Raw genomic sequence first — 22431 nt, 5'->3', positions numbered from 1 at the left:
CCGGCGGGTCTGGCGGCTCGGGCGGAACCGGAGGCACTGGTGGCACCGGCGGAACCGGTGGAACTGGCGGAACCGGTGGCGGTGGCGGAGGCGATCCGATGCCCGTGAACGGCACACCGCTCACCTCGTTCGATCTCGCCGGGGACGTGCCGGTCACCGTCTCGGTCGATGCCTGGGAAGAGGGCTCGCTCCGCGTTACCATCGGGATCGCCGACGACGCCGAGAACACCGCCGACATCACCGGCATCGGTTTCGATGTCGCGGCGGACAACGTCTGGGCCTACTCGGGCGAGGGCACCAAGGACCTGACCGGAGGCGCATACGGGACGGATGTCGCGTTCACCTTCGACGCGGGCGCCGCGGACATGCCGCGCGAGGATGTGAGCCTGATCATCGGCTCCGACGACGGGCCGCTTTCGGCGGAAGACCTTGCCGGCCAGACCTTCGCGGTCTCGCTGTCCAATGTCGGGCCGTACGAAGGACCGCGGGACGACTCGGTCGAACTGCTCGGCATGTCGCCGGTATCGGACGAGGCCATCGACATGCTGATGACCGATCCGGAGCCCGAGGACGACATGATCGCCGATGACGGCGGGGATGACGTCTACGAAGACATGTGGACCTGATCCAGCCGGCCGCCCGCCACGGCGCGGGCAGCCTTTTCAACCGGTAAATGCGGGCGCGGCAGGCATGTCGCGCCCGTTTTCGTGCCGCTGCCCCCGTGCGACATTGGCAAAGCGGGGCGCGGCTGTTAGGCCGCGTTCATGCCCGAGAGCGCCACCAGACCCAGCGATCTTGCGCCCTATGTGCGTATCCTCGGCCGCGGGCCGGGCCGGTCGCGCGCCCTGACGCAAGACGAGGCGCGGGCTGCGATGGCGCTGATCCTCGAAGGGGAGGTCGCGCCCGAAGCGGTGGGCGCGCTGCTGATGCTGATGCGGTTCCGGGGCGAGAGCGCTGCCGAGGTCGCGGGTTGCGTCGATGCGGTTGCGGCCACGCTCGATCCCGCCTGGGCCGACCTGCCCGTCGCGCTCGACTGGCCCTCCTACGCGGCGGGGCGGTCGCGCGGGGCGCCGCTTTTCCTGCTCGCGGCGCGGCTGGTCGCGGCGGCGGGGCATCCCGTCCTCCTGCATGGCTGGAATTCCCACCAGAACCCGGCGGCGGATGTGCGACGGGCGCTGCCAGGCCTCGACATTCCGGTGGTTCAGACCTCTGCCGACGCTGCCACCGCGCTGGAACAGGGCGGCATCGCCTATGCCCCGATCGAGGCGATCGCCCCACGCGCCTTCGACATCCTGCGCCTGCGCGACGTGCTGGGCCTGCGGTCCTGTATCAACACGGTCCTGCGCATGCTCAACCCCGCGGGTGCCGCGACCTCTGTGCAGGGCGTCTTCCACCCACCCTACCGCGACCTGCAGGCCGATGCCGGGCGGTTGCTGATGCGTCACAGGATCACCGTGATCAAGGGCGGCGGGGGCGAATTCGAACGGCACCCGTCGAAAACCGTGCAGGCGTTTGGACTGTCCGGGGGGGAGGTGTTCGAAACACCCGCGCCCGCGCTCTGGGACGAAACGCGCCGGTTGCACGAGGCCGAAGACGCCACTCCGCCATTGCCTGAGCTGTGGTCGGGTGCGGCGCGGCATGACTTTGCAGAGGCGGTCATCATCGGCACCGCCGGCCTTGCGCTGTGGTCACTGGGGCAGGCGGCGACACCGGTGGAGGGCGACGCGCTCGCCCGCCGCATGTGGGAGGCGCGCGCGTGAAGACCTTCCCGATGTTCCTGCAAATGGCGGGCCGCCGCGTGGTGATCGCGGGCGGCGGGGAGCAGGGCGCGCAGAAGGTGCGCCTGTTTTCCAAGACCGAGGCGCGGATCGACGTGCTTGCGCCCGACCTCGGCCCGGAACTGGCCGGCAAGGCGGCAGAAGGACTGATCCACCACGACGATGGCCCGATCACGCCGGGCACGTTCCGCAATGCTGCCCTTGTCGTGATCGGCACCGGCTGTCCCGGTGCGGATGCGGCGCTGCACGCGCTGGCGAAAGAGTCGGGCGCGATCGTGAACGTGGTGGACCAGCCGTGGCTCTGCGATGCGATCACGCCGTCCATCGTCGACCGCGACCCGGTGATCGTCGCCATCGGGACCGAGGGCACGGCCCCGGTTCTGGGACGCCAGATCAAGACGCGGATCGAAACCTTGCTGGAACCCTCGCTGGGTGCGTTGGCCGCCGGGATCGGCGCGATCCGCGACCGGGTGGCGTTCCGGTTCGGTCCGCGCGACCGGCGGGATTTCTATCGCTGGGTCTTTGCCGGATCGCCCCGCTCTGCCCATGCATCCGGCGACACGGATGCCGCGTGGCAGGCGATCGAGGCGGCGATCGACACCGGCACGTTCGGCAACGATCAGGCACAGGTGCTGGTGGTCGAAGCCCGGCCCGGCGCGACGGACCTCATCACGCTCCGCGCCGTCGCCGCGTTGCAAGAGGTCGACGTCGTGTTCCATGCCGGGGGGCTGGAGGGCTACCTCGAACTTCCCCGCCGCGATGCGGAACGCGGGTTGCTGTCGATGGACGACCTGGCCGGGATCGAAGCCGCGCAGGCCGATGGCGCGCGGGTCGTGTGCCTTGTGCCCACCGGCGCGGGCGCGGGACTGGCCGCGCGGCTGGGCTGCGACTGGATCGCGGGGCCCTAGCCCTCGGCCGGTTCCGCGATCAACGCGGTGATGATCGCCTTGGCGCTGTCACTCGCCCAGTTGGCATCCCCTCGCAGGCGCGCGATCTCGTTGCCCTCGGGGTCGAGGATCACGGTAACCGGCAGGCCCAGAACCGCCATGTAGCGCGCGAGTTTCTGCTTGGGATCACGGTGAAGCGGCAGGTTGTCGACGCCGATCTGTTCGAAGAAATCCTTCATGCCCTGCGGCGGATTGCGGCCCGTCGCGATGGTGACCACCTCGAACGCATTGCCGCCCAGTTCGGCCTGAAGCTCGGCCAGGTGCGGCATCTCCTTGCGGCAGGGGGCGCACCATGTCGCCCAGAAGTTCAGCACGATGTGCTTGCCACGGTACGCCTCGAGCGTCATCTCCTCGCCCTCGAACGTCTCGAACGCGACATCCGGCGCGGGTTCGGGCGTGGCGTGGAAGTTCAGCTTGCGCATGTCGCCGTCCCGCAGCGCCTCCAGCGCCGCGGTGTCGGCGTTTGCAGTCACCGCAAGCGCGGTATAGAGGGCGAAGGCCAGAAGCGTTTTCATGGGGTCCTCCGGGACGGATCTGTATGACCAAAGATACCTCGAACCAGATGTGGGGCGGCCGGTTCGCCGACGGGCCGGATGCGATCATGGAGGCGATCAACGCCTCGATCGGGTTCGACCAGCGGCTGGCGGCGCAGGATATCCGCGGCTCAAGCGCCCACGCGGCGATGCTCGCCGCGACGGGTATCCTGAGGGATAACGATGCCGAGGCGATCCGGGAAGGCCTTCTCACGGTCTTGTCAGAGATCGAGGGCGGGAATTTCACCTTTTCGGCGGCCCTTGAAGACATCCACATGAATGTCGAGGCGCGGCTGAAAGAGATCGTGGGCGAACCGGCGGGCCGTCTGCACACCGCGCGGTCTCGCAACGATCAGGTGGCGACCGATTTCCGCCTGTGGGTGCGCGACCAGATGGATGCCATCGACGGCGCGCTCGTCACGCTCTTGCAAGCGTGCCTCGCACAGGCCAGCGCCGGGGCGGATTGGGTGATGCCGGGCTTCACCCACCTGCAGGTGGCACAGCCGGTGACATGGGGCCACCACATGATGGCCTATGTCGAGATGTTCGCCCGCGACCGCTCCCGTTTCGCCGATGCGCGGGCCCGGATGAACGAAAGCCCGCTGGGTGCGGCGGCGCTGGCCGGAACGTCCTTCCCCATCGACCGGCACATGACCGCCGAGGCGTTGGGGTTCGACCGGCCCTGCGCCAACTCTCTCGACGCCGTCAGCGACCGCGATTTCGCGCTGGAATTCCTGTCATCCGCATCGATCTGCGCGATGCACCTGTCGCGGCTGGCCGAAGAGCTGGTGATCTGGTCCTCGGCCCAGTTCCGCTTCGTGACGCTGAGCGACCGGTTCTCGACCGGATCATCGATCATGCCGCAGAAGAAGAACCCCGATGCCGCCGAACTGATCCGCGCCAAGATCGGGCGCATCCTAGGGTCGACCATCACGCTGTTCACCGTGATGAAGGGCCTGCCGCTGACCTATTCGAAGGACATGCAGGAAGACAAGGAACCCGTCTTCGACGCCGCCGACAACCTGATGCTGGCGCTGGCCGCCATGGAAGGGATGCTGCGCGACCTGACGGCCAATCGCGACGTGCTCGAACGCGCGGCGGCGACCGGGTTTTCCACGGCGACCGACCTCGCCGACTGGCTGGTGCGGGAACTGGACCTGCCCTTCCGCGAGGCGCACCACGTCACCGGCACGCTGGTGGCCAGGGCCGAGGCGGGTGGCAAGGATCTGCCCGATCTCACGCTGGACGAGATGACAGCGGTGCATTCCGGTATACATCAAGGCGTGTTCGACGTGCTGGGCGTGCACAATTCCGTCGCCTCGCGCACAAGCTATGGTGGTACCGCGCCCGCGCGGGTCCGCGAACAGATCGCCCGGTGGGAGGCCGCCCTGAAATGAAACCCGTCCTGACGCTGATGGCGCTTCTTGCGCTCGCCGCCTGTGGTGCGGATGGCGAACCCGTCAAGCCCACCGCCGATGCCAGCGTGACGCTGGGACCGGGTGGGGTCAGTTCCCGCGCTTCGGTCGGGATCACGCGGGGGCCGGTCAGTGTCCGGGTGGGGCTTTGAACCCGCTGCGGCTTGTCTATCTCGGCCTCGCCATCTGGGGCGCGATCCATCCGATGTCCTATTTCATCGCGTGGTTCCAGGAACATGGCTGGCAGCTGGGGCCAATGATCGACGCGTGGTACGTCAACAACGCGACCTCGGGCCTTGTCTGGGACCTCACCATCGCGGCCATTGCGCTGACCGTCTGGATCATCGCCGAGGTGGCGGTGCGGCGGAACTGGTGGGGCCTGATCGCGATCCCCGCGACCTTCGGCATCGGCGTCAGCTGCGGCCTGCCGCTGTACCTGTTCCTGCGGACGCGCCCCGTCTGACGTCGCAGGCATCCCTATTTATGGGGAATTTCGCGGCAAGAATTTCGTGTTAAAGTTGAAGTGTCGTGCCGGAACGGCAAAGGCTGCCCGCATCCCGCTCGCGTCGTGTCAGCGCGAGGTTCCAGGTGCCACCCACCCCTTGGGGCCGTTCGCCAACCCCTGGCCCGGACGGTACCCCAAATCCCGGTTGTCTTTTGACGATCCGGCACGACCTCCCAACCATCGCTGAATAACTTAGGCGCGTGCGCCCTCGCTGTTTCTGGGGATTATTCGTATCGATTTCGTTCGATACACTTTTTAAGAGAAAATTTATCAACCTTAAGGAGTTTCAGATGCTCTCACTGACCCGTCGCTCCGCGATCGCCGCTGCCTGCGGCGCAACACTCGCCCTCTCGCTCTCCGGCCCGGCCCTGTCGCAGGACACCGATGTCACCGGTCCCGTCATCCTGACAGTCACCGGCAACCTCGCCGCACCGACGCGGCAGGCCTACAGCGAGGCGGATGACAAGTTCTTCGGCTACCAGGACGTCGATTTCGACATGGCCGCGCAATTCGACGTGGGCAAGCTGATGGGGCTGGAGTTGCACACCGTGAAAGCCGACTTTCCCAAGGGCGGGCAGGTCTACAGCTTCGAAGGGCCGTTGCTGGCGGACGTGCTGAAAGCGGCGGGCGCGGATGGCAAGACGATCACGGTGCAGGCGCTGGATGGCTACGCGGTCGAGGCGGACGTGGCCGACCTGGTCGACGCGGGCGCCGTCGTCGCGCTCAGCCGCGATGGCCAGCCCTTCGCCATCGGCGATTACGGCCCGACGCAGATCGTCTTTCCGCGCGCTGAACGTGCCGACCTTGCGGACATGTCGGACGACAACTGGGTCTGGTCGATCTACCACATCAACGTAAAGTAACCCGCGACCCTCGGGCCGGTCCGCCACCCGGCCGGCCGGCCCGTACCGCGACGCCGCGCGCCATTGCACAGCCGTGCCTGACGTCCTAAAGCGCCCTGCATGGATCACTTTATCTACCGCGACGGCACCCTGCATGCCGAGGACGTCCCCGTCAGCCGCATCGCCGACGAGGTGGGAACGCCGTTCTACCTGTATTCGACGGCCACGCTGGTCCGGCACTACCGCCTGTTCGACGAGGCGCTCGACGGTATGCCGCACCTTGTCTGCTACGCGATGAAGGCCGCTTCGAACCAGGCGATCCTCAGGACGCTCGCGGCCGAGGGCGCGGGGATGGACGTGGTGTCGGGCGGCGAATACGCCCGTGCCGTCGCCGCCGGCGTGCCGGGCGACCGCATCGTGTTTTCCGGCGTGGGCAAGACCGAGGCCGAGATCGCGCAGGCGCTTGCCGGTGGCATCCGCCAGTTCAACGTCGAATCCGAACCCGAGATGCAGCAGATCAGCCGCATCGCGGCGCAGATGGGCAAAACCGTGCCCATCACGATCCGCGTGAACCCCGACGTCGACGCCAAGACGCATGCCAAGATTTCCACCGGCAAGTCGGAAAACAAGTTCGGCATCCCGATCGACCGGGCGCGCGAGGTCTATGCGCTGGCGGCCAGCCTTCCCGGCCTCGACGTGATCGGGATCGACGTGCATATCGGCTCGCAATTGACCGACCTCGCCCCGTTCGAACTGGCCTACCGCAAGGTGGCCGACCTGACGGAGGTGCTGCGCGCCGACGGGCACGACATTCGGCGGCTCGACCTTGGCGGCGGTCTGGGCATCCCCTACGCGCGGTCGAACGAAACGCCGCCGCTGCCCTCGGATTTCGGCGCGCTGATCAAGCGCACCGTGGGGCATCTGGACTGCGAGGTCGAAATCGAACCGGGCCGCCTGATCGCGGGCAATGCGGGGCTCCTCGTGAGCCGGGTGATCTATGTCAAACAGGGGGCCGACCGGCAGTTCCTGATCCTCGACGGCGCGATGAACGACCTGATCCGCCCGGCCATGTACGACGCGCATCACGACATCGTACCCGTTGTCGAACCCGACGCCGGGATCGAACAGGTGGCCTATGACGTGGTCGGCCCGGTCTGCGAATCCGGCGACACCTTCGCCAAGGGTCGCACAATGCCGCCCCTTGCCGCCGATGACCTCGTCGCCTTCCGCTCTGCCGGGGCCTACGGCGCGGTGATGGCTTCGGAATACAATTCCCGTCCGCTGGTGCCCGAAGTGCTGGTGAAGGGCGATCACTACGCGGTGATCCGCCCACGTCCGACCTTTGACGAGATGATAAATCGAGATACCATTCCCGCATGGCTATGATGCCTCCACGGCGCTGACGCCGTTCTGGGAGCCCGGATGACCCGACCCGTCTCGACCCCGCGCCTGTTCAAACGCCTCGCTTGGCCCCTTGGCCTGACGCGGGCGGGCATGCTGTGCGAAGCGCTCGTGCGCGCCTTCTGGCCACTCTGGTCCGTCGCGATCCTTGCCACGGGTCTTTTGATGCTCGGCGTGCACGAGTTGATGAGCGTCGAACTGGTCTGGGCCATCGCCTGCCTTGTCGTCGCCGGGGCGCTGTTCGGCCTCTGGTACGGCGCGCGCCGCTTCCGCTGGCCGTCGCGCGACGATGCGATCCGCCGCCTCGACGCCACGATGAAGGGCCGGCCGCTCGCCGCACTGATGGACGAACAGGCCATCGGGCAGGGCGACGATCATTCCGAGGCCGTCTGGCGCGCGCACCGCGCCCGCATGGCCGACCGCGCGGCCGCGGCGCAACCCGTCCGTCCAGACCTGCGCATCTCGGCGCTCGACCCGTTCGGCCTGCGCTATTCCGCGCTTCTGGTGCTGGCGGTCGCGCTCCTGTTCGGGTCGATATCCCGTGTCGGGTCGGTCACCGAACTGGCACCCGGCACGCAGGTCACCGCGGGCGGGCCGGCTTGGGAAGGCTGGGTCGAACCGCCCGGCTATACCGGCAAACCCACGCTTTACCTCGCCGACCAGGCGGGCGAGATCCGCGCCCCGCAGGGCGCCACGATCACCCTGCGCTTCTACGGCGATGCGTCCGACCTGACGTTGCGCGAAACCATAAGCGGCACGCCGGTCGCCAGTGACGACGCACAGGCCGCCGAAAACACCGCGATCACCATCGCGCAAAGCGGGCGGCTCGACATCGCGGGTCCGGGCGGGCAGTCATGGAACGTGGTGATGGAACCCGACCGCGCGCCGCGCGTGTCCATTTCCGCCGAACCGGAAAGCGAGGCCGATGGCCGGATGCTGCAACGCTTCGTCGCGCGCGACGATTACGGCATCATCGGCGGCACCGGCACGATCCGCCTGAACCTCGACGCCGTCGACCGGCGCTACGGCCTCGCCACCGATCCCGAACCGCGCGAGGAGGTGATTGTCGACCTGCCGCTGCCCATCGCGGGCGACCGTTCGGATTTCGAGGAAACCATCGTCGAGAACTTCTCGCAGCATCCATGGGCCAACCTGCCGGTGACCCTGACGCTCGAAGTGACGGACGAGCTGGGCCAGACCGGCCAGTCCACCGATTTCCGCATGACCCTTCCGGGCCGCCGCTTTTTCGACCCGATGGCGGCGGCGGTGATCGAACAGCGCCGGGACCTTCTGTGGTCGCGCGACAACGCCCCGCGCATCGCCCAGATCCTGCGCGCGGTCTCGCACCGGGCCGAAAGCGCGTTTCGGTCGGAAACCGCCTACTTGCGCCTGCGGGTGATCCTGCGGCGTCTGGAAACCTTTACCGAGTTTGGCATCACCGATGACCAGCAGGCCGAGATCGCCGAGGCGCTGTGGGACCTTGCCATCCTGCTCGAAGAGGGGGACCTGTCGGACGCGCTGGAACGCCTCCGCCGCGCACAGGAGCGCCTGTCCGAAGCGATCCGCAACGGTGCCACGGACGAGGAAATCGCCGAACTGATGCAGGAACTGCGTGACGCCTCGCGCGACTACATCAACCAGTTGGCGCAGCAGAACCGGCAGGACGGTCAGCAGAACAGCGATCAGGCCCAGAACCAGCAGGGCGACTCCATGCAGATGACGCAGGACGACCTGCAGGCGATGATGGACCGCATCCAGGAGCTGATGGAACAGGGCCGCATGGCCGAGGCGCAGCAGGCGCTGGAAGAGCTTCAGCAGCTGATGGAGAACATGCGCGTCACCGAAAGCCAGCAGGGCGGCGGGCAGTCTCCGGGTCAGCAGGCGATGGAGGGCCTCGCCGAAACCCTGCGCGACCAGCAGGGCCTGAGCGACGACGCCTTCCGCGACCTGCAGGAGCAGTTCAACCCCAACGCGCAGGCGGGGGAGAACGAAGGCAACGAAGGCCGCGACGGCGGGCAGGGCCGGGGCCAGCAGCACTCCCAGCAACAAGGACAGGGCGAGGGCCAGGGCCAGCAGCCGGGCCAGCAGGGCGGCGGCCAAGAGCAGGGCGAGGGGCAGGGTGAAGGCGGCGACCAGCGCCAGTCACTCGCCGACCGCCAGCGCGCGCTGCGCGGCGAATTGCAGCGCCAGCAGAACGCGCTGCCCAACGTGGGCGGCGAGGCGGGCGATGCCGCGCGCGAGGCGCTGCGCCGCGCCGATCGCGCCATGGACGGAGCCGAACAATCGCTGCGGCAGGATGACCTCGCCGGTGCGATCGACCAGCAATCCGAGGCGATGGAAGCCCTGCGTGAAGGCATGCGCAACCTTGGCGAGGCGCTGGCCGAACAGCAGCGCCAGCAGGAGGGCCAGCAGGGCACCGCGGATGCCGATACCGGGCAGGAGCGGCGTGACCCGCTGGGCCGGCGGCAGGGCACCAACGGCCAGATCGGCACGCAGGAACAGCTTCTGCAGGGTGAAGACGTCTATCGCCGCGCGCGCGAATTGCTGGACGAGATCCGCCGCCGCACCGGCGAGTCGAGCCGCCCGGAACTGGAACGCGAATACCTCGAACGGTTGCTCGACCGCTACTGACCCCGGCGCGACGTCACTGGCTTTCGGCGGTCTCGGGCTCTGCCCCGGTTCCCCCGCTGGGCGCCGATGCTTCGGACGCCATCGAGTCGAGCCATTGCAACCCGCGCGCCAGCTGGTCGTCGAGCCATACGCGCGCCTCGTCGACTGTCGCCACGTATTGATCGAGCGGTGCCTTCGCCTGCGGAACGGTGTCCGCGATGCGCGGCGCAAAGACGTAGAGCGCGACCAGAACCACCGCGATCAGGACCATCAACAGGAAGCCCCGGCGGAAACTGCGTCGGTCGGCTTCGGCCACCGCGACATGCGGGGGCGGCTCGTTCCGGTCGGTCAGGCGCGGCTCCTTGGAGGACCGCAACGTGGCGTTGATGTCCTCGATGTCGGGCAACTGGTCGCGGCGCGGGCGGTCGGTTTCGGCGGCGACGGTCGCGGCCACGGCGGCTTCGACCTGTTCGGCGCTGCGATCCTCGCCGCGCATCCGGGCCATCCGCTCCTGCGCCTCGCGTGCCCGCCGCGATTCACCGTCGGCCTCGTCAAGGCCAAGATCGGGCTGGGTTTCCAGCGCACCGGCGGTTTCCGCCGCGCGCGCCCGCGCCTCGTACTCGGCCTCCTGCCGCAGGACATCGGCGACCGACGGGTCGACCCGTGACGGCGCGGCCTCGGGTGCGATTTCCGGCGCGGGCGCTGCTTCAGGCTCCGGCTCCGGCTCGTAATCGGGAAGCGGCGGTGTCTCTTCCGGCTCGGGCTCCTGCTCTGCCACCGGTTCCGGTTCGGGGACGGTGGCCTCGGGCGCAGGCTCGGCAGAGGCGGCAGCCACGCTGTCGGGATGCGGTTCGAACCACGTATGTCCGCAATTCGAACACTGCACGTCCCGGCCATCTTCCGGAATGACGCCGCTCGGTACTTCGTACTGTGCACCGCAATTCGGGCATACCAGCCGCATGTGACACCTATCCCTGGCTTGACCGCGCCAGTCCCCTGCCGCCCGTGTCGAAGAATAGGCCGATTGCCCGCGCGCGAAAAGTCCCCCGCCGCGATTGCATGCGCGGCGATGCTCGGGCACAACAAGCCACGGGCGCGGCGAAGGGGCGAACCACGTGATCGAGCTGGACAATGTGGCCTACAGCTATGGCGGCGGCGAGTTGTTGAGCGAGATTTCCCTGAAGCTCGCCCCCGGCTCGTTCCACTTCCTCACCGGCCCGTCCGGCGCGGGCAAGACCACCTTCCTGAAACTCTGCTACGGCGCGCTGATCCCCACGGCAGGGGATGTCATGCTGTTCGGCCAGAACGTGCGCACCATGTCGCGCGACGACATCGCGCTGGGCCGCCGCCGGATCGGCGTCGTGCACCAGGATTGCCGGTTCCTCGACCACCTGCCGGTGTCGGAAAACGTGGCCCTGCCGCTGACCGTCGCGGGGGCCGAGCATTATTCCGACATCGCCAACATGAAGGAGCTTCTGGCCTGGGTCGGCCTGTCGCGCCGGGCCGATGCGCTGCCGCCGGAACTGTCGGGCGGTGAACGGCAACGTGCCGCGCTTGCCCGTGCCGTGATCCAGTCGCCCGACGTGATCCTTGCGGACGAGCCCACCGGGAACATCGACTGGGACATGTCCCAGCGCCTCCTGACCCTGCTGATCGAGCTGAACCGCATGGGCAAGACGGTGATGATCGCCACCCACGACCTCAGCCTGATCCGCGCCGCGAAAAGCCACGTGCAGGCGCGGGTCCTGCGGATCGCCAACCGCCGGTTGCAGCTTGCGGGGGCGGACCTGTGAAGCTCGACCCCTCCGCCGCGCTTGCCTTCCTCGCAGGCGACGCGCAGGCCGACCGTGTCGTGCCGCCCGCCGGGTTCACGGTGCGCCTCACGCTGTTCACCTCCGCCGCGATGGCATTCCTGATGGTCTTCGCGCTTGCGCTGTCGCTCGCCGCCGGCCGCCTCGCCGCGACGTGGAGTGCCGAGTTGAGCCAGGGCGCCACCCTGCGCCTGTCCGCCCCGGCCGAGCAGATGGCGGCCCAGACCGCCGCCGCGATCATCGTTCTGCAGACCACGCCGGGCGTCGCCAGCGCCCGCGCGCTCAGCGCCGATGAACAGCGCGCGCTGCTCGCGCCGTGGTTCGGGCCCGACCTGCCTCTCGAAGACCTGCCGGTGCCGCAACTGATCGAGATCACCGAAGAGCGCGGCGGGTTCGACGCCGAAGGCCTGCGCCTGCGGCTCGCTGCCGAGGTGCCGGGCGCGGTCCTGGACGATCACGCGCGCTGGCGCAAACCGCTGGTGCGGGCGGCCAACGCGCTGCGGGCGCTGGGCTGGGTGTCGATCCTGCTGATCGGCGCGGCCTCCGCCGCGATGATCACGCTCGCCGCCAACGCCGCGCTGGCCGCCAACGCGCAGGTGATCGAGGTGCTGCGACAGGTGGGCGCGACCGATGGCTACATCGCGCAAGCCTTCGTGCGCCGCTTCACCCTGCGCGCGCTGACCGGCGCCGCCGCCGGAACTATCGCGGGGCTGATCGCGGTTTCTCTGCTGCCATCGGCTGGGGCCGAGGCATCGTTTCTCACCGGGCTGGGCCTGCGCGGTTGGCACTGGCTCTTGCCGTTCCTGATCCCGCCGGTACTGGGCGCGGTGGCTTTCTGGGCGACGGGCGTCGCCGCACGCACGACTTTGGAAGGACTGAGCTGATGGGTTACGCGATACAATGGGCGCGGTCCTTCGTCTTCATGCTGCAGATGTATTTCATGATGGCCTTCCTCGCGATCTTCTTCACGCCCTGGGCCATCTTCGACCGGCAGGGGGCCTATTCCGGCGTGCGCACCTATTGCCGCTGGGTGCGCTGGACGGCGTCGTGGATGGTGGGGCTGAAGACCGAGATTCGCGGCACCGTGCCGACGGACGAGGTGCTGATCGCGTCCAAACACCAGTCCTTCCTCGACATCATCATGATCGTGTCGGTCGTGCCGCGCCCGAAATTCATCATGAAGGCCTCGCTGCGGTGGGCGCCGATCCTCGGCTGGTACGGCATGCGTATCGGCTGCGTTCCCGTGGAACGCGGCAAGCGGGCCGAGGCGATCCGCAAGATGGTGGCAGAGGTGAAATCGGGCGACGCACCCGCGGGCCAGCTGATCATCTATTCGCAAGGCACCCGCGTCGCGCCGGGCGCGAAGCTGCCCTACAAGGTGGGCACGGCGGTTCTTTACGAGGAAACCGGGCAGACCGTGGTCCCTGCGGCCACCAATGTCGGCGTCTTCTGGCCGCGTCTCGGCATCTATCGCAAGCCTGGGCTGGCGGTTGTCGAATTCCTCGACCCGATCCCGCCGGGGATGGAGAAGGAGCCGTTCCTTGCCCATCTCGAACAGGTGGTCGAGACGCGGTCCAACGAATTGATGCGGGAGGCCGGGTTCGTTGCGCAGGATTGATACGGTCGAGGATCTTCATGCGCTCTACGGCACGCCGGGCAAACCCGCCCTGCGCAAGGTCGCAACGCGCCTGACGCCGCTTTACCGCCGCTGGATCATGGCGTCCCGCTTCTGCATCCTGTCGACCGTGGGGCCAGAGGGGACCGACGGATCACCACGTGGAGACGATGGCCCGGTGGTCGCGGAACTGGACGACACGACCCTGCTGATGCCCGACTGGCGCGGCAACAACCGGCTGGATTCCCTGCGCAACATCGTGCGGGACGGGCGCGTGTCGCTGATGTTCATGGTGCCGCCGTCGAACACGGTCGTGCGCGTGAACGGGACGGCATACCTGACCGACGACGACGATTTGCGCCACCGCTTTGAACAACGCGGCAAGCATCCCGCCACGGTCATCGTGATCGAGATCGCCGAGATCTACACCCAATGCGCCAAGGCGCTCCTTCGCTCGGATCTCTGGGCGCGGGACGACCGGGAAGGGCTGCCCACCACCGGTGACATCCTCGCCGACATGACCGACGGCGAGGAAGGCGGCCCGGACTACGAAGCCAATTACAACGAATATGCGATGCCGCGCATGTGGTGAGGAGTGCGGTTCATATCGCAGTCAAAGGCAGCTGACTACTTGGCCTGACGATCGAGCCGTGTACCCCGCGCGGGATCAAGGCCGCAGGCCGCCGCGCATCGCCGGGCCGCCCTCCGGCACGGCGATTTGGTAGGGCGTGGCGCGACGCCGGGGCATTCGCGGAATTTGAGGGATAAAGCGCATCAGCCCGATCGATGGATCGCCGCACCGCGACCCGTCGATCCGCGGCTCGATCCTTCTTTCCAGTGATCCGTTCCGCCCCTGGCATTGGACAGGACCGTCAAACGCCTTCCGATCGGGGCGAGCGCCGGGGTCGTCAGACGTGGATCGCGCCGTCGCCGCAGGCGAGCGCCGCTTCGCGCACGGCTTCGGAGACGGTCGGGTGGGCGTGGCAGGTGAGGGCCAGATCCTCGGCCGAGGCGCCGAATTCCATCGCCACGCAGATTTCGTGGATCAGGTCCCCGGCGGTCGGGCCGATGATATGGGCGCCGAGGATCCGGTCAGTCTCCTTGTGCGCAATGATCTTCACGAAGCCTTCGCCCGAGAACATCGCCTTGGCCCGCGCGTTGCCCATGAAGGGGAACTTGCCGACCTTGTAGGGCACGCCCTGCTCCTTGAGGCTCTCTTCGGTCTCGCCCACGTTCGCGACCTCGGGATGGGTGTAGATCACGCCGGGGATCACGCCGTAATTCACGTGGCCATGCTTGCCCGCGATGACCGATGCCGCGGCCATGCCCTCATCCTCGGCCTTGTGGGCGAGCATCGGGCCGTCGATCACGTCACCGATGGCGTAGATGCCCTTCACGTTCGTCTCCCACTGGCCGTTGACGGCGATCTGGCCGCGTTTCGTCATCTCGACCCCCAGCGCCTCCAGCCCCAGCCCGTCGACGAAGGGCTTCCGCCCCGTGGCGACCAGCACGACATCGGCGTCGATCTCGTGATCGCTGTCATCCTTGCGCAGCTTGTATTGCACCTTGGCCTTGGTCTTGAGCGCCTCGGTCCCCTGCACCGCCGCGCCAAGGATGAAGTTGATGCCCTGCTTCTTCAGCATCCGCTGGAAGTTCTTCTGCACCTCGCCGTCCATGCCGGGGGTGATGACGTCAAGGTATTCCAGCACCGTGACCTCGGAACCCAGCCGGGCATAGACCGAGCCAAGCTCCAGCCCGATCACGCCCGCGCCGATCACGACCAGCGATTTCGGCACCTTGCCGAGCGACAGCGCGCCGGTCGAGGTGACGACGGTGTTCTCATCCGCCTCGACACCGGGGATCGAGGACGCCTCGGACCCGGTGGCGATGATGATGTTCTTGGCCTCGTGCACCTCGTCGCCCACCTTGACGCGGCCCGCCTCGGGGATCGAACCCCAGCCCTTGAGCCAGTCGATCTTGTTCTTCTTGAACAGGAATTCGATGCCCTTGGTGTTGGTGTTCACCGTGTCCTGCTTGTAGGTCTGCATCTGTTTCCAGTCGACCGAAGGGCTTTTGCCCTTCAGCCCCATCGTGGCGAAGTTGTGCTCCGCCTCGTGCAGCATGTGGGAAGCGTGCAGGAGCGCCTTCGACGGGATACAGCCGACGTTCAGGCAGGTGCCGCCCAGCGTCTCCCGCCCCTCGACACAGGCGGTTTTCAGGCCAAGCTGCGCGCAGCGGATGGCGGCCACGTAGCCGCCGGGACCAGCGCCGATCACGATCACGTCGTAAGATGCCATTGCGGTGTTTCCTTTTGTGAGCGTGGGAGCGAGGGGCCAGCCCCTCGCGCTCCCCGAGGTATTTTCGAACCAGAGAAGTCAGACGAGGGCGAGCAGGAGAAGTGCGGTGGTGGCGAGAAAGCCCACGAACCAGATCAGCGACCGCCATGGCACGAGGCCGTAGTAGTAGGCGGGGACATAGGCGATGCGGGCGGCGAGGTAGGTGAAGGCGAGCGCGGCGGTGACCGCGTTGCCCTGGTCGGACATGACCGTGACCATGACGGCGATGCCGAACAGGATCAGTCCTTCGAAATGGTTGTTGAGCGCGCGGAAGAGGCGGGCGGTCTTTTCGGATACCTGGTCCTGAAGGTCGCCGCCAAGGCGCGCGCGGTCGCGGGGCGACAGCGTCTTGCCGGTGCCGAGTTCGATATTGGCGGGGATCGACATCAGGGCGAACTGGATGACCTGCAGCAGGGCGGCGAGGGTGAGGGCGGTGAGTTCTGGGGTCATGCTACATCACCTGCTTGAGCGCGGTTGCGATCTTTTGCGCGCGGGCATCGAAGGTGAGGCCGCGGGCGGAGGGGTGGCAGGTTTCGACATGGTCGATACCGAAATGGCCGAGCGTGCGTGCGGCATCGGTTCCGGCGGCGACGGGGCGGCGGCCAAGGAGGACGTGGCGCGTGACGGCGTCGAAGGAGGCGCGCAGGTCGCGGTTAGGAATCGGGTGCGAGCGTTGCGGAGGCAGGAGGCAGAAGACCGGACAGACGAAGATGTCGGCGCGCGACAGGCCGACCAGCGCGAGCGCCTTGTCGAGGACGCGGTTGAAGGGGATGTGGGGCAGGTAGCCCTTGATCCGCAGCGTGGCACGGTGGGCGGTGGCGGATGGCGCGTCGAACCAGTCTTTGGACATCAGAAGGGGGCCGGTCGGGTTGCCGGACGACTGCTCGATCGGCGTGACGTAGTCGCCGTCAAACCCGGCCTCGGCCAGCGTGGTGTAGCCCGGCAGGCGGAACGCGCGCCGGGCCGCGATGGCGCGGGCGAGCGGGCCGGGATGGCCCGCGGGGTCATGCCGCGCCGCCTGCGTCACAGGGCCATCACGTAAAGCCACGCGGTCGCGAGAAAGCCGACCGCCCAGACGCCGGTGCGCAGCCACGGGATGCCGAAGGCGTAGATCGGCACGTAGGCGATGCGCGCGAGCAGGAAGGCCTGCGCGGCCAGCAGCGCGGAATCGTTTTGCGGCAGAAGCTGGTTCACGATCAGCACGGCGGGCGCAAAGAGTGCCATCGCGACGATCGAGTTGTCGACGCAGCGCAGCATGCGACCGGCGATCCCGGTCAGCGGCGGCATGTTATCGCGGTTCTGGGCCAGCGTGACCAACCCGACCTGCGGAAGCGCGGTCAGCACCTGGATCACGATGGTCACAAGGACGACGAGGCCGTAGAGGGCGAGGATGGAAGTGAGAGAAGTCATGGGTCAAGCCTGTGGCGTTGAGTGCAAGGCACTCCGGGCCGCGCCCGGAGCGGGCGAATGGCCGGGAGCCTGCGCCCCCGGCTGTCGCCAGCTTGCCCCGATACGGGCGTGTCGGGCAACACAATGTCGCAGGACATGCGCACGGGCCGGTCTCGCCCTACAGGTCCATCAGCAGGCGGCGCGGATCTTCCAGCGCCTCCTTCACGCGGACGAGGAACGTCACCGCGCCTTTGCCATCGACGATCCGGTGGTCATAAGACAGGGCGAGGTACATCATCGGGCGGATGACGATTTCGCCATCCACGACCACGGGACGGTCCTGGATCTTGTGCATGCCGAGGATGCCCGATTGCGGGGGGTTGAGGATCGGTGAGGACATGAGCGAGCCGTAGACGCCACCGTTCGAGATCGTGAAGGTGCCGCCCTGCATTTCCGCCATCGACAGCTTGCCGTCGCGGGCGCGGGCGCCTTTTTCGGCGATCTGCTTCTCGATATCGGCGAATGACATCGAATCCGCGTCGCGGATCACCGGCACCACAAGACCCGTGGGCGTGCCGGTGGCGATGCCCATGTGCACGAAGTTCTTGTAGACGATGTCGGTGCCGTCGATTTCGGCGTTGACCTCGGGCACCTCTTTCAGGGCGTGGCAGCAGGCCTTGGTGAAGAAGGACATGAAGCCCAGCTTCACGCCGTGTTTCTTCTGGAACAGCTCCTTGTATTCCGACCTGAGGCCCATGACGGCGGACATGTCGACCTCGTTATAGGTCGTCAGCATCGCGGCGGTGTTCTGGCTGTCCTTCAGGCGGCGCGCGATGGTCTGGCGCAGGCGGGTCATCTTCACCCGTTCCTCACGCGCCTCGTCCTCTGCCGCGACCGGGGCACGCGGCGCTTGCGCGGGAGCAGAGGCCGCGGGGGCCGCGCTTGCCGACTTGATCGCGGCGGCGACGTCTTCCTTCATGATCCGACCGTCGCGGCCCGAGCCTTGCACGGCGTCGCGCGAAATCCCGGCCTCGGCCATGGCTTTCTTGGCCGACGGGGCATCCTCGACATCCTTGCCGCTGCTGCCCTTGGACGGTGCGGCCTTGGTCGGCTCATCGGCGGCGGGCTTGGCCGCAACGGCGCCACCGCTGCCCGTGGTCATCACGGCGAGAATGGCGGAGGCTTCGACGGTGTCGCCTTCCTTGGCCTTGATCTCGGTCAGGGTGCCGGCGGCGGGCGCGGGCACCTCGATCGAGACCTTGTCGGTCTCCAATTCACACAGCATCTCGTCCTGCGCGACGGTGTCGCCGACCGCCTTGAACCATGTGGACACGGTCGCCTCGGTCACGCTTTCGCCAAGCGCGGGGACGGGGACGTCGATGGTCTCTCCGCCACCGCTGCTGCCGGAGGTGTCACCGGCATCGTCGGCGCTTTTCTCGTCAGGCTCCGCTTCGGGCATCTTAGATGCTTCGGAGGCCGTCTCGGACGTGCCTTCGGTGATGGTGGCGAGCAGGGCATCGACGCCCACGGTCTCACCCTCGGCGGCGACGATCTCTCCCATCACGCCTGCGGCGGGGGCGGGGACCTCGACGGTGACCTTGTCGGTTTCCAACTCGCACAGCATTTCGTCGGCGGCGACGGCATCGCCGGGCTTCTTGAACCAGGTCGCAACGGTCGCTTCGGTGACGCTTTCGCCCAGGGTGGGCACGCGGACTTCGGTGGCCATGGATTATTTTCCTTCGATGGTCAGCGCCTCGTCGACGAGGTCAGCTTGTTGGGCTTTGTGGGCAGAGGCGAGGCCCGTCGCGGGCGAGGCCGATGTGGCGCGGCCCACGTAAACGGGGCGGTCATGCTTGGCGCCGATGCGGGTCAGCACCCATTCGATGTTGGGTTCGATGAAGGTCCACGCGCCCTGGTTCTTGGGCTCTTCCTGGCACCAGATCATCTCTGCCCCCTTGAAGCGTTCCAGCTCTTTGACAAGGCTGAGCGCGGGGAAGGGGTAATACTGCTCGATCCGCATCAGGTAGATGTCGTCGATCCCGCGCGCGTCGCGTTCTTCCAGCAGGTCGAAATAGACCTTGCCGGAACACATCACCACGCGCTTGATCTTCTTGTCGGCAACCAGCTTGGTGTCGGAATTGCCGTGCTGGGCATCGTCCCAGAGCACGCGGTGGAAGGACGAACCGTCGGTGAAATCCTCGGACCGCGACACCGCCAGCTTGTGCCGCAGAAGCGACTTGGGCGTCATCAGGATCAGCGGCTTGCGGAAGTCGCGGTGAATCTGGCGGCGCAGGATGTGGAAGTAGTTCGCGGGCGTCGTGCAGTTCGCCACGATCCAGTTGTCCTGCCCGCACATCTGCAAAAAGCGTTCCAGCCGGGCAGACGAGTGTTCCGGCCCCTGGCCTTCGAACCCGTGCGGCAGAAGGCAGACAAGGCCCGACATGCGCAGCCATTTCGATTCACCGGAACTGATGAACTGGTCGAACATGATCTGCGCGCCGTTGGCGAAATCGCCGAACTGCGCTTCCCACATCACCAGCGCGTTGGGCTCGGCCAGCGAATAGCCGTACTCGAAACCCAGCACCGCGTATTCCGACAGCATCGAGTCGATGACCTCGTACCGCTCCTGCCCGCCGCGGATGTTGTTGAGCGGGTAGTACCGTTCCTCCGTCTCCTGGTCCACGATGCCGGAATGGCGCTGGCTGAACGTGCCGCGCGCCGAATCCTGCCCGGACAGGCGCACCGGGTAGCCTTCGGTCAGGAGCGAGCCAAAGGCCAGCGCCTCGCCGGTGGCCCAGTCGAACCCGGCCCCCTTCTCGAACATCTCGGCCTTGTTCGACAGCATCCGCGCCACGGTCTTGTGCACCGGGTAGCCTTCGGGAAGGCGGGTCAGCGCGGTGCCGATCTCGGCCAGCGTGTCGGGGCTGATCGCGGTCTGGCCGCGCTGGTATTCCTCGCCACGCTTGTCGATGTGGGACCAGCGGCCATCCAGCCAGTCGGCCTTGTTCGGCTTGTAATTCTTGCCCGCCTCGAACTCTTCGTTCATCTGGGCCTGGAAGGCGGCCTTCATGTCCTCGATCTCGCCTTCGGGGATCAGGCCATCCTGCACCAGCCGGTCGGTATACAGCGTCAGCGTCGTCTTGTGAGACTTGACCTTCTTGTACATGATCGGGTTCGTGAACATCGGTTCATCCCCCTCGTTATGGCCGAACCGGCGATAGCAGATCATGTCGATCACCACGTCCTTGCCGAACATCTGGCGGAACTCGGTCGCAACGCGGGCCGCGTGCACCACCGCCTCCGGATCATCCGCGTTGACGTGGAAGATCGGCGCCTCGACCATCAGCGCGATGTCGGTCGGGTAGGGCGACGAGCGCGAGAAGTGCGGCGCGGTGGTGAACCCGATCTGGTTGTTCACCACGATATGCATCGTGCCGCCGGTCTTGTGCCCGCGCAGGCCCGACAGGCCCAGCCCTTCGGCCACGACGCCCTGCCCGGCAAACGCCGCATCCCCGTGCAACAGGATGGCCATCACCTTCTTGCGCTCGACGTCGTTCATCTGGTCCTGCTTGGCGCGGACCTTGCCCAGAACCACCGGGTTCACGGCTTCGAGGTGCGAGGGGTTCGCCGTCAGCGACAGGTGCACCTTGTTGCCGTCGAACTCGCGGTCGCTCGACGCGCCGAGGTGATATTTCACGTCGCCCGACCCATCCACGTCCTCGGGCTTGAAACTGCCGCCCTGGAACTCGTTGAAGATCGCGCGGTAGGGCTTGCCCATCACGTTGGCAAGCACCGACAGGCGCCCGCGGTGGGGCATGCCGACGACGATCTCATTGATCCCCAGCGCGCCGCCGCGCTTGATGATCTGTTCCATCGCCGGGATCAGGCTTTCGCCGCCATCAAGGCCGAACCGCTTGGTGCCGGTATACTTGACGTGCAGGAACTTCTCGAACCCTTCGGCCTCGACCAGCTTGTTCAGGATCGCCTTCCGCCCTTCACGGGTAAAGCTGATCTCCTTGCCGTAGCCTTCGATCCGCTCCTTCAGCCACGCGCTCTGCTCGGGGTCCGAGATGTGCATGTATTGCAGCGCGAAAGTGCCGCAATAGGTGCGCTTCACGATCTCCACGATCTCCCGCATCGAGGCCAGTTCGAGCCCCAGCACGTTATCAAGGAAGATCGGCCGGTCCATGTCGGCCTCGTTGAAGCCATAGGTGCGGGGATCAAGCTCGGGGTGATCCACCGGCTCCTTCATGCCCAGCGGATCAAGATCGGCAGCAAGGTGCCCCCGGATCCGGTAGGCCCGGATCAGCATGATGGCGCGGATGCTGTCCAGCACCGCGCGCTTGATCTGTTCGTCGCTGACCTCGACCCCGGCCTTGTCCGCCGCCGCCTTCAGCTTGGGCGCGGCTGTCTTGACCTCGGGGTCGAGCGCCCATTGCCCGTCCAGCGCCGCCGTCAGGTCGTCATTCGGCTGCGGCGGCCAGTCGCTCCGCGCCCAGCTTGGGCCCGCCGCCTCTCGCTTTACGTCGACCTCGCCATCGCCAAGGCCCCGGAAAAACGCCTGCCACGCCTCGTCGACCGAGGCGGGATCATTCGCGTACCTTGCATAAAGCTGTTCGAGGTATTCGGCGTTGTGCCCCTGCATGAAGGAGGTGGCATGGAATGCGTCGTTGGGGGAGTGATCGGTCATGAGGGGACCTCGTGCGGGTTTGGACCGTATTCATTGGGGCCGGGTTGCGAAGGGCGGGTCAGCCACCACAGGACAAGCAGGGGAGAGATCGCAAGGACGACCAGCGCGATCATCAGGACGATACCCAACACGCCGGTAAAGGCGGTGCCGATATCGCCGGTCGACATCTGTTCGAACGCGCCGGTAAACATCGCGAAGACGGCGATGCCGATCATCACGATCAGCGGATAAAGCAGGTAAAGGCCCGACTTGCCGGTGTCGTGCATTCGCCGCCAGCCAGCGGCCAGTGCGGGAATGAACGTCGCCAGCGAGAACAGCGATCCCAGCGGCCCATTGCTTTCCACCCCGACCGATCCCGGCCCGGTGTCGACCTCGACGGCACCGAATATCATGCTGTCGAGGATCGACGCGACGATCGAGCCGAGGACAAGGAACAGGAAAAACCACCAGTATTCGCTGCGCGACGCGCGGCCCGAAAAGGTAAAATACTTCCGGAAACAGGTCTTCACGGATTGGGTGAAAGTCATGGTCGCGCCCCCCTTGCAACGACGTGTCCGTC

General features: G+C 66.9%; 22 protein-coding genes. 13 read left to right on the top strand and 9 right to left on the bottom strand.

The annotated features are described in order from the left end of the window. From ATO11_RS22120 to ATO11_RS09440, 3 genes are all read left to right on the top strand, one after another. A partial coding sequence (locus ATO11_RS22120; RefSeq protein ID WP_207382952.1) for a hypothetical protein occupies positions 1-626 on the top strand: 626 nt, incomplete at its 5' end. Positions 627-764: 138 nt separating this feature from the next. Next, positions 765-1760: a glycosyl transferase family protein gene (locus ATO11_RS09445; RefSeq protein ID WP_050530566.1), complete on the top strand. Its 996-nt coding sequence runs from the start codon at positions 765-767 to the stop codon at positions 1758-1760. Further along, on the top strand, positions 1757-2686 hold the full coding sequence (locus tag ATO11_RS09440) for an NAD(P)-dependent oxidoreductase (RefSeq protein WP_050530565.1): 930 nt from the start codon (positions 1757-1759) through the stop codon (positions 2684-2686). Before ATO11_RS09445 ends, ATO11_RS09440 begins: the two co-directional genes overlap by 4 nt. Here ATO11_RS09440 and ATO11_RS09435 read toward each other — a convergent pair. Further along, complete coding sequence (locus ATO11_RS09435) at positions 2683-3240, bottom strand: TlpA family protein disulfide reductase (protein ID WP_050530564.1); 558 nt, start codon at positions 3238-3240, stop codon at positions 2683-2685. The genes ATO11_RS09440 and ATO11_RS09435 overlap by 4 nt on opposite strands. A gap of 23 nt (positions 3241-3263) precedes the next feature. Between ATO11_RS09435 and argH the strand changes: the two genes are divergently transcribed. The 6 genes from argH to ATO11_RS09410 all read left to right on the top strand — a co-directional run bounded on the left by argH (position 3264) and on the right by ATO11_RS09410 (position 10052). Continuing rightward, positions 3264-4655, top strand: coding sequence for an argininosuccinate lyase (gene argH / locus ATO11_RS09430; protein WP_050530563.1), 1392 nt, complete (start codon positions 3264-3266; stop codon positions 4653-4655). After that, positions 4652-4825, top strand: coding sequence for a hypothetical protein (locus tag ATO11_RS22115; RefSeq protein ID WP_165586946.1), 174 nt, complete (start codon positions 4652-4654; stop codon positions 4823-4825). Before argH ends, ATO11_RS22115 begins: the two co-directional genes overlap by 4 nt. Beyond that, entirely contained in the window at positions 4822-5136 is a 315-nt protein-coding gene (locus ATO11_RS09425; RefSeq protein ID WP_050530562.1) for a DUF2834 domain-containing protein, read from the top strand. Before ATO11_RS22115 ends, ATO11_RS09425 begins: the two co-directional genes overlap by 4 nt. A gap of 332 nt (positions 5137-5468) precedes the next feature. Then, on the top strand, positions 5469-6041 hold the full coding sequence (locus ATO11_RS09420) for a putative pterin-binding protein (protein WP_050530561.1): 573 nt from the start codon (positions 5469-5471) through the stop codon (positions 6039-6041). A 99-nt stretch (positions 6042-6140) separates the two neighbouring features. After that, positions 6141-7406, top strand: coding sequence for a diaminopimelate decarboxylase (gene lysA / locus ATO11_RS09415; protein WP_050530560.1), 1266 nt, complete (start codon positions 6141-6143; stop codon positions 7404-7406). A 36-nt stretch (positions 7407-7442) separates the two neighbouring features. Continuing rightward, a complete protein-coding gene (locus ATO11_RS09410) occupies positions 7443-10052 on the top strand; it encodes a TIGR02302 family protein (protein ID WP_050530559.1) in 2610 nt (869 codons plus the stop codon). Positions 10053-10065: 13 nt separating this feature from the next. On the opposite strand, the gene ATO11_RS09405 is transcribed toward ATO11_RS09410, so the two are convergent. Next, positions 10066-10992, bottom strand: coding sequence for a zinc-ribbon domain-containing protein (locus tag ATO11_RS09405; RefSeq protein WP_082176233.1), 927 nt, complete (start codon positions 10990-10992; stop codon positions 10066-10068). Between the two features lie 154 nt (positions 10993-11146). Here ATO11_RS09405 and ATO11_RS09400 point away from each other — a divergent pair, with 154 nt between their 5' ends. From ATO11_RS09400 to ATO11_RS09385, 4 genes are read left to right on the top strand one after another with little or no spacing between them, the layout of a single operon-like run. After that, complete coding sequence (locus ATO11_RS09400) at positions 11147-11824, top strand: cell division ATP-binding protein FtsE (protein WP_050530635.1); 678 nt, start codon at positions 11147-11149, stop codon at positions 11822-11824. After that, complete coding sequence (locus ATO11_RS09395; RefSeq protein ID WP_050530557.1) at positions 11821-12726, top strand: cell division protein FtsX; 906 nt, start codon at positions 11821-11823, stop codon at positions 12724-12726. The genes ATO11_RS09400 and ATO11_RS09395 overlap by 4 nt, the downstream gene beginning before the upstream one ends. Beyond that, positions 12726-13460, top strand: a complete 735-nt coding sequence (locus ATO11_RS09390; protein ID WP_050530556.1) for a lysophospholipid acyltransferase family protein — start codon at positions 12726-12728, stop codon at positions 13458-13460. Before ATO11_RS09395 ends, ATO11_RS09390 begins: the two co-directional genes overlap by 1 nt. Further along, positions 13447-14049, top strand: coding sequence for a pyridoxamine 5'-phosphate oxidase family protein (locus tag ATO11_RS09385; RefSeq protein ID WP_050530555.1), 603 nt, complete (start codon positions 13447-13449; stop codon positions 14047-14049). The genes ATO11_RS09390 and ATO11_RS09385 overlap by 14 nt, the downstream gene beginning before the upstream one ends. Before the next feature lie 316 nt (positions 14050-14365). On the opposite strand, the gene lpdA is transcribed toward ATO11_RS09385, so the two are convergent. The 7 genes from lpdA to ATO11_RS09350 all read right to left on the bottom strand — a co-directional run bounded on the left by lpdA (position 14366) and on the right by ATO11_RS09350 (position 22399). Further along, the gene (gene lpdA, locus ATO11_RS09380; RefSeq protein WP_050530554.1) at positions 14366-15754 is read right to left on the bottom strand and encodes a dihydrolipoyl dehydrogenase; all 1389 of its coding nucleotides are present in this window, start codon (positions 15752-15754) and stop codon (positions 14366-14368) included. A gap of 78 nt (positions 15755-15832) precedes the next feature. Beyond that, entirely contained in the window at positions 15833-16243 is a 411-nt protein-coding gene (locus ATO11_RS09375) for an MAPEG family protein (RefSeq protein ID WP_050530553.1), read from the bottom strand. Between the two features lies 1 nt (position 16244). Then, positions 16245-16841 carry a hypothetical protein gene (locus ATO11_RS09370; protein ID WP_242601392.1) on the bottom strand — a complete coding sequence of 199 codons (597 nt, stop codon included), beginning with the start codon at positions 16839-16841 and terminating at the stop codon, positions 16245-16247. Further along, on the bottom strand, positions 16817-17203 hold the full coding sequence (locus ATO11_RS09365; protein WP_050530551.1) for an MAPEG family protein: 387 nt from the start codon (positions 17201-17203) through the stop codon (positions 16817-16819). Before ATO11_RS09365 ends, ATO11_RS09370 begins: the two co-directional genes overlap by 25 nt. A gap of 157 nt (positions 17204-17360) precedes the next feature. Then, positions 17361-18908: a 2-oxoglutarate dehydrogenase complex dihydrolipoyllysine-residue succinyltransferase gene (gene odhB / locus ATO11_RS09360; protein WP_050530550.1), complete on the bottom strand. Its 1548-nt coding sequence runs from the start codon at positions 18906-18908 to the stop codon at positions 17361-17363. 3 nt (positions 18909-18911) lie between these two features. Continuing rightward, positions 18912-21872 carry a 2-oxoglutarate dehydrogenase E1 component gene (locus ATO11_RS09355; protein ID WP_050530549.1) on the bottom strand — a complete coding sequence of 987 codons (2961 nt, stop codon included), beginning with the start codon at positions 21870-21872 and terminating at the stop codon, positions 18912-18914. Beyond that, entirely contained in the window at positions 21869-22399 is a 531-nt protein-coding gene (locus ATO11_RS09350; protein ID WP_050530548.1) for a DUF805 domain-containing protein, read from the bottom strand. The genes ATO11_RS09355 and ATO11_RS09350 overlap by 4 nt, the downstream gene beginning before the upstream one ends. Positions 22400-22431: the final 32 nt, after the last annotated feature.

Origin of the sequence: Pseudaestuariivita atlantica, from assembly GCF_001205715.1 — a bacterium.
Classification (GTDB): Bacteria; Pseudomonadota; Alphaproteobacteria; order Rhodobacterales; family Rhodobacteraceae; genus Pseudaestuariivita; species Pseudaestuariivita atlantica.
Note: the sequence above shows the minus strand (reverse complement) of the source record. Positions and strands in the feature narration are given on the sequence as shown.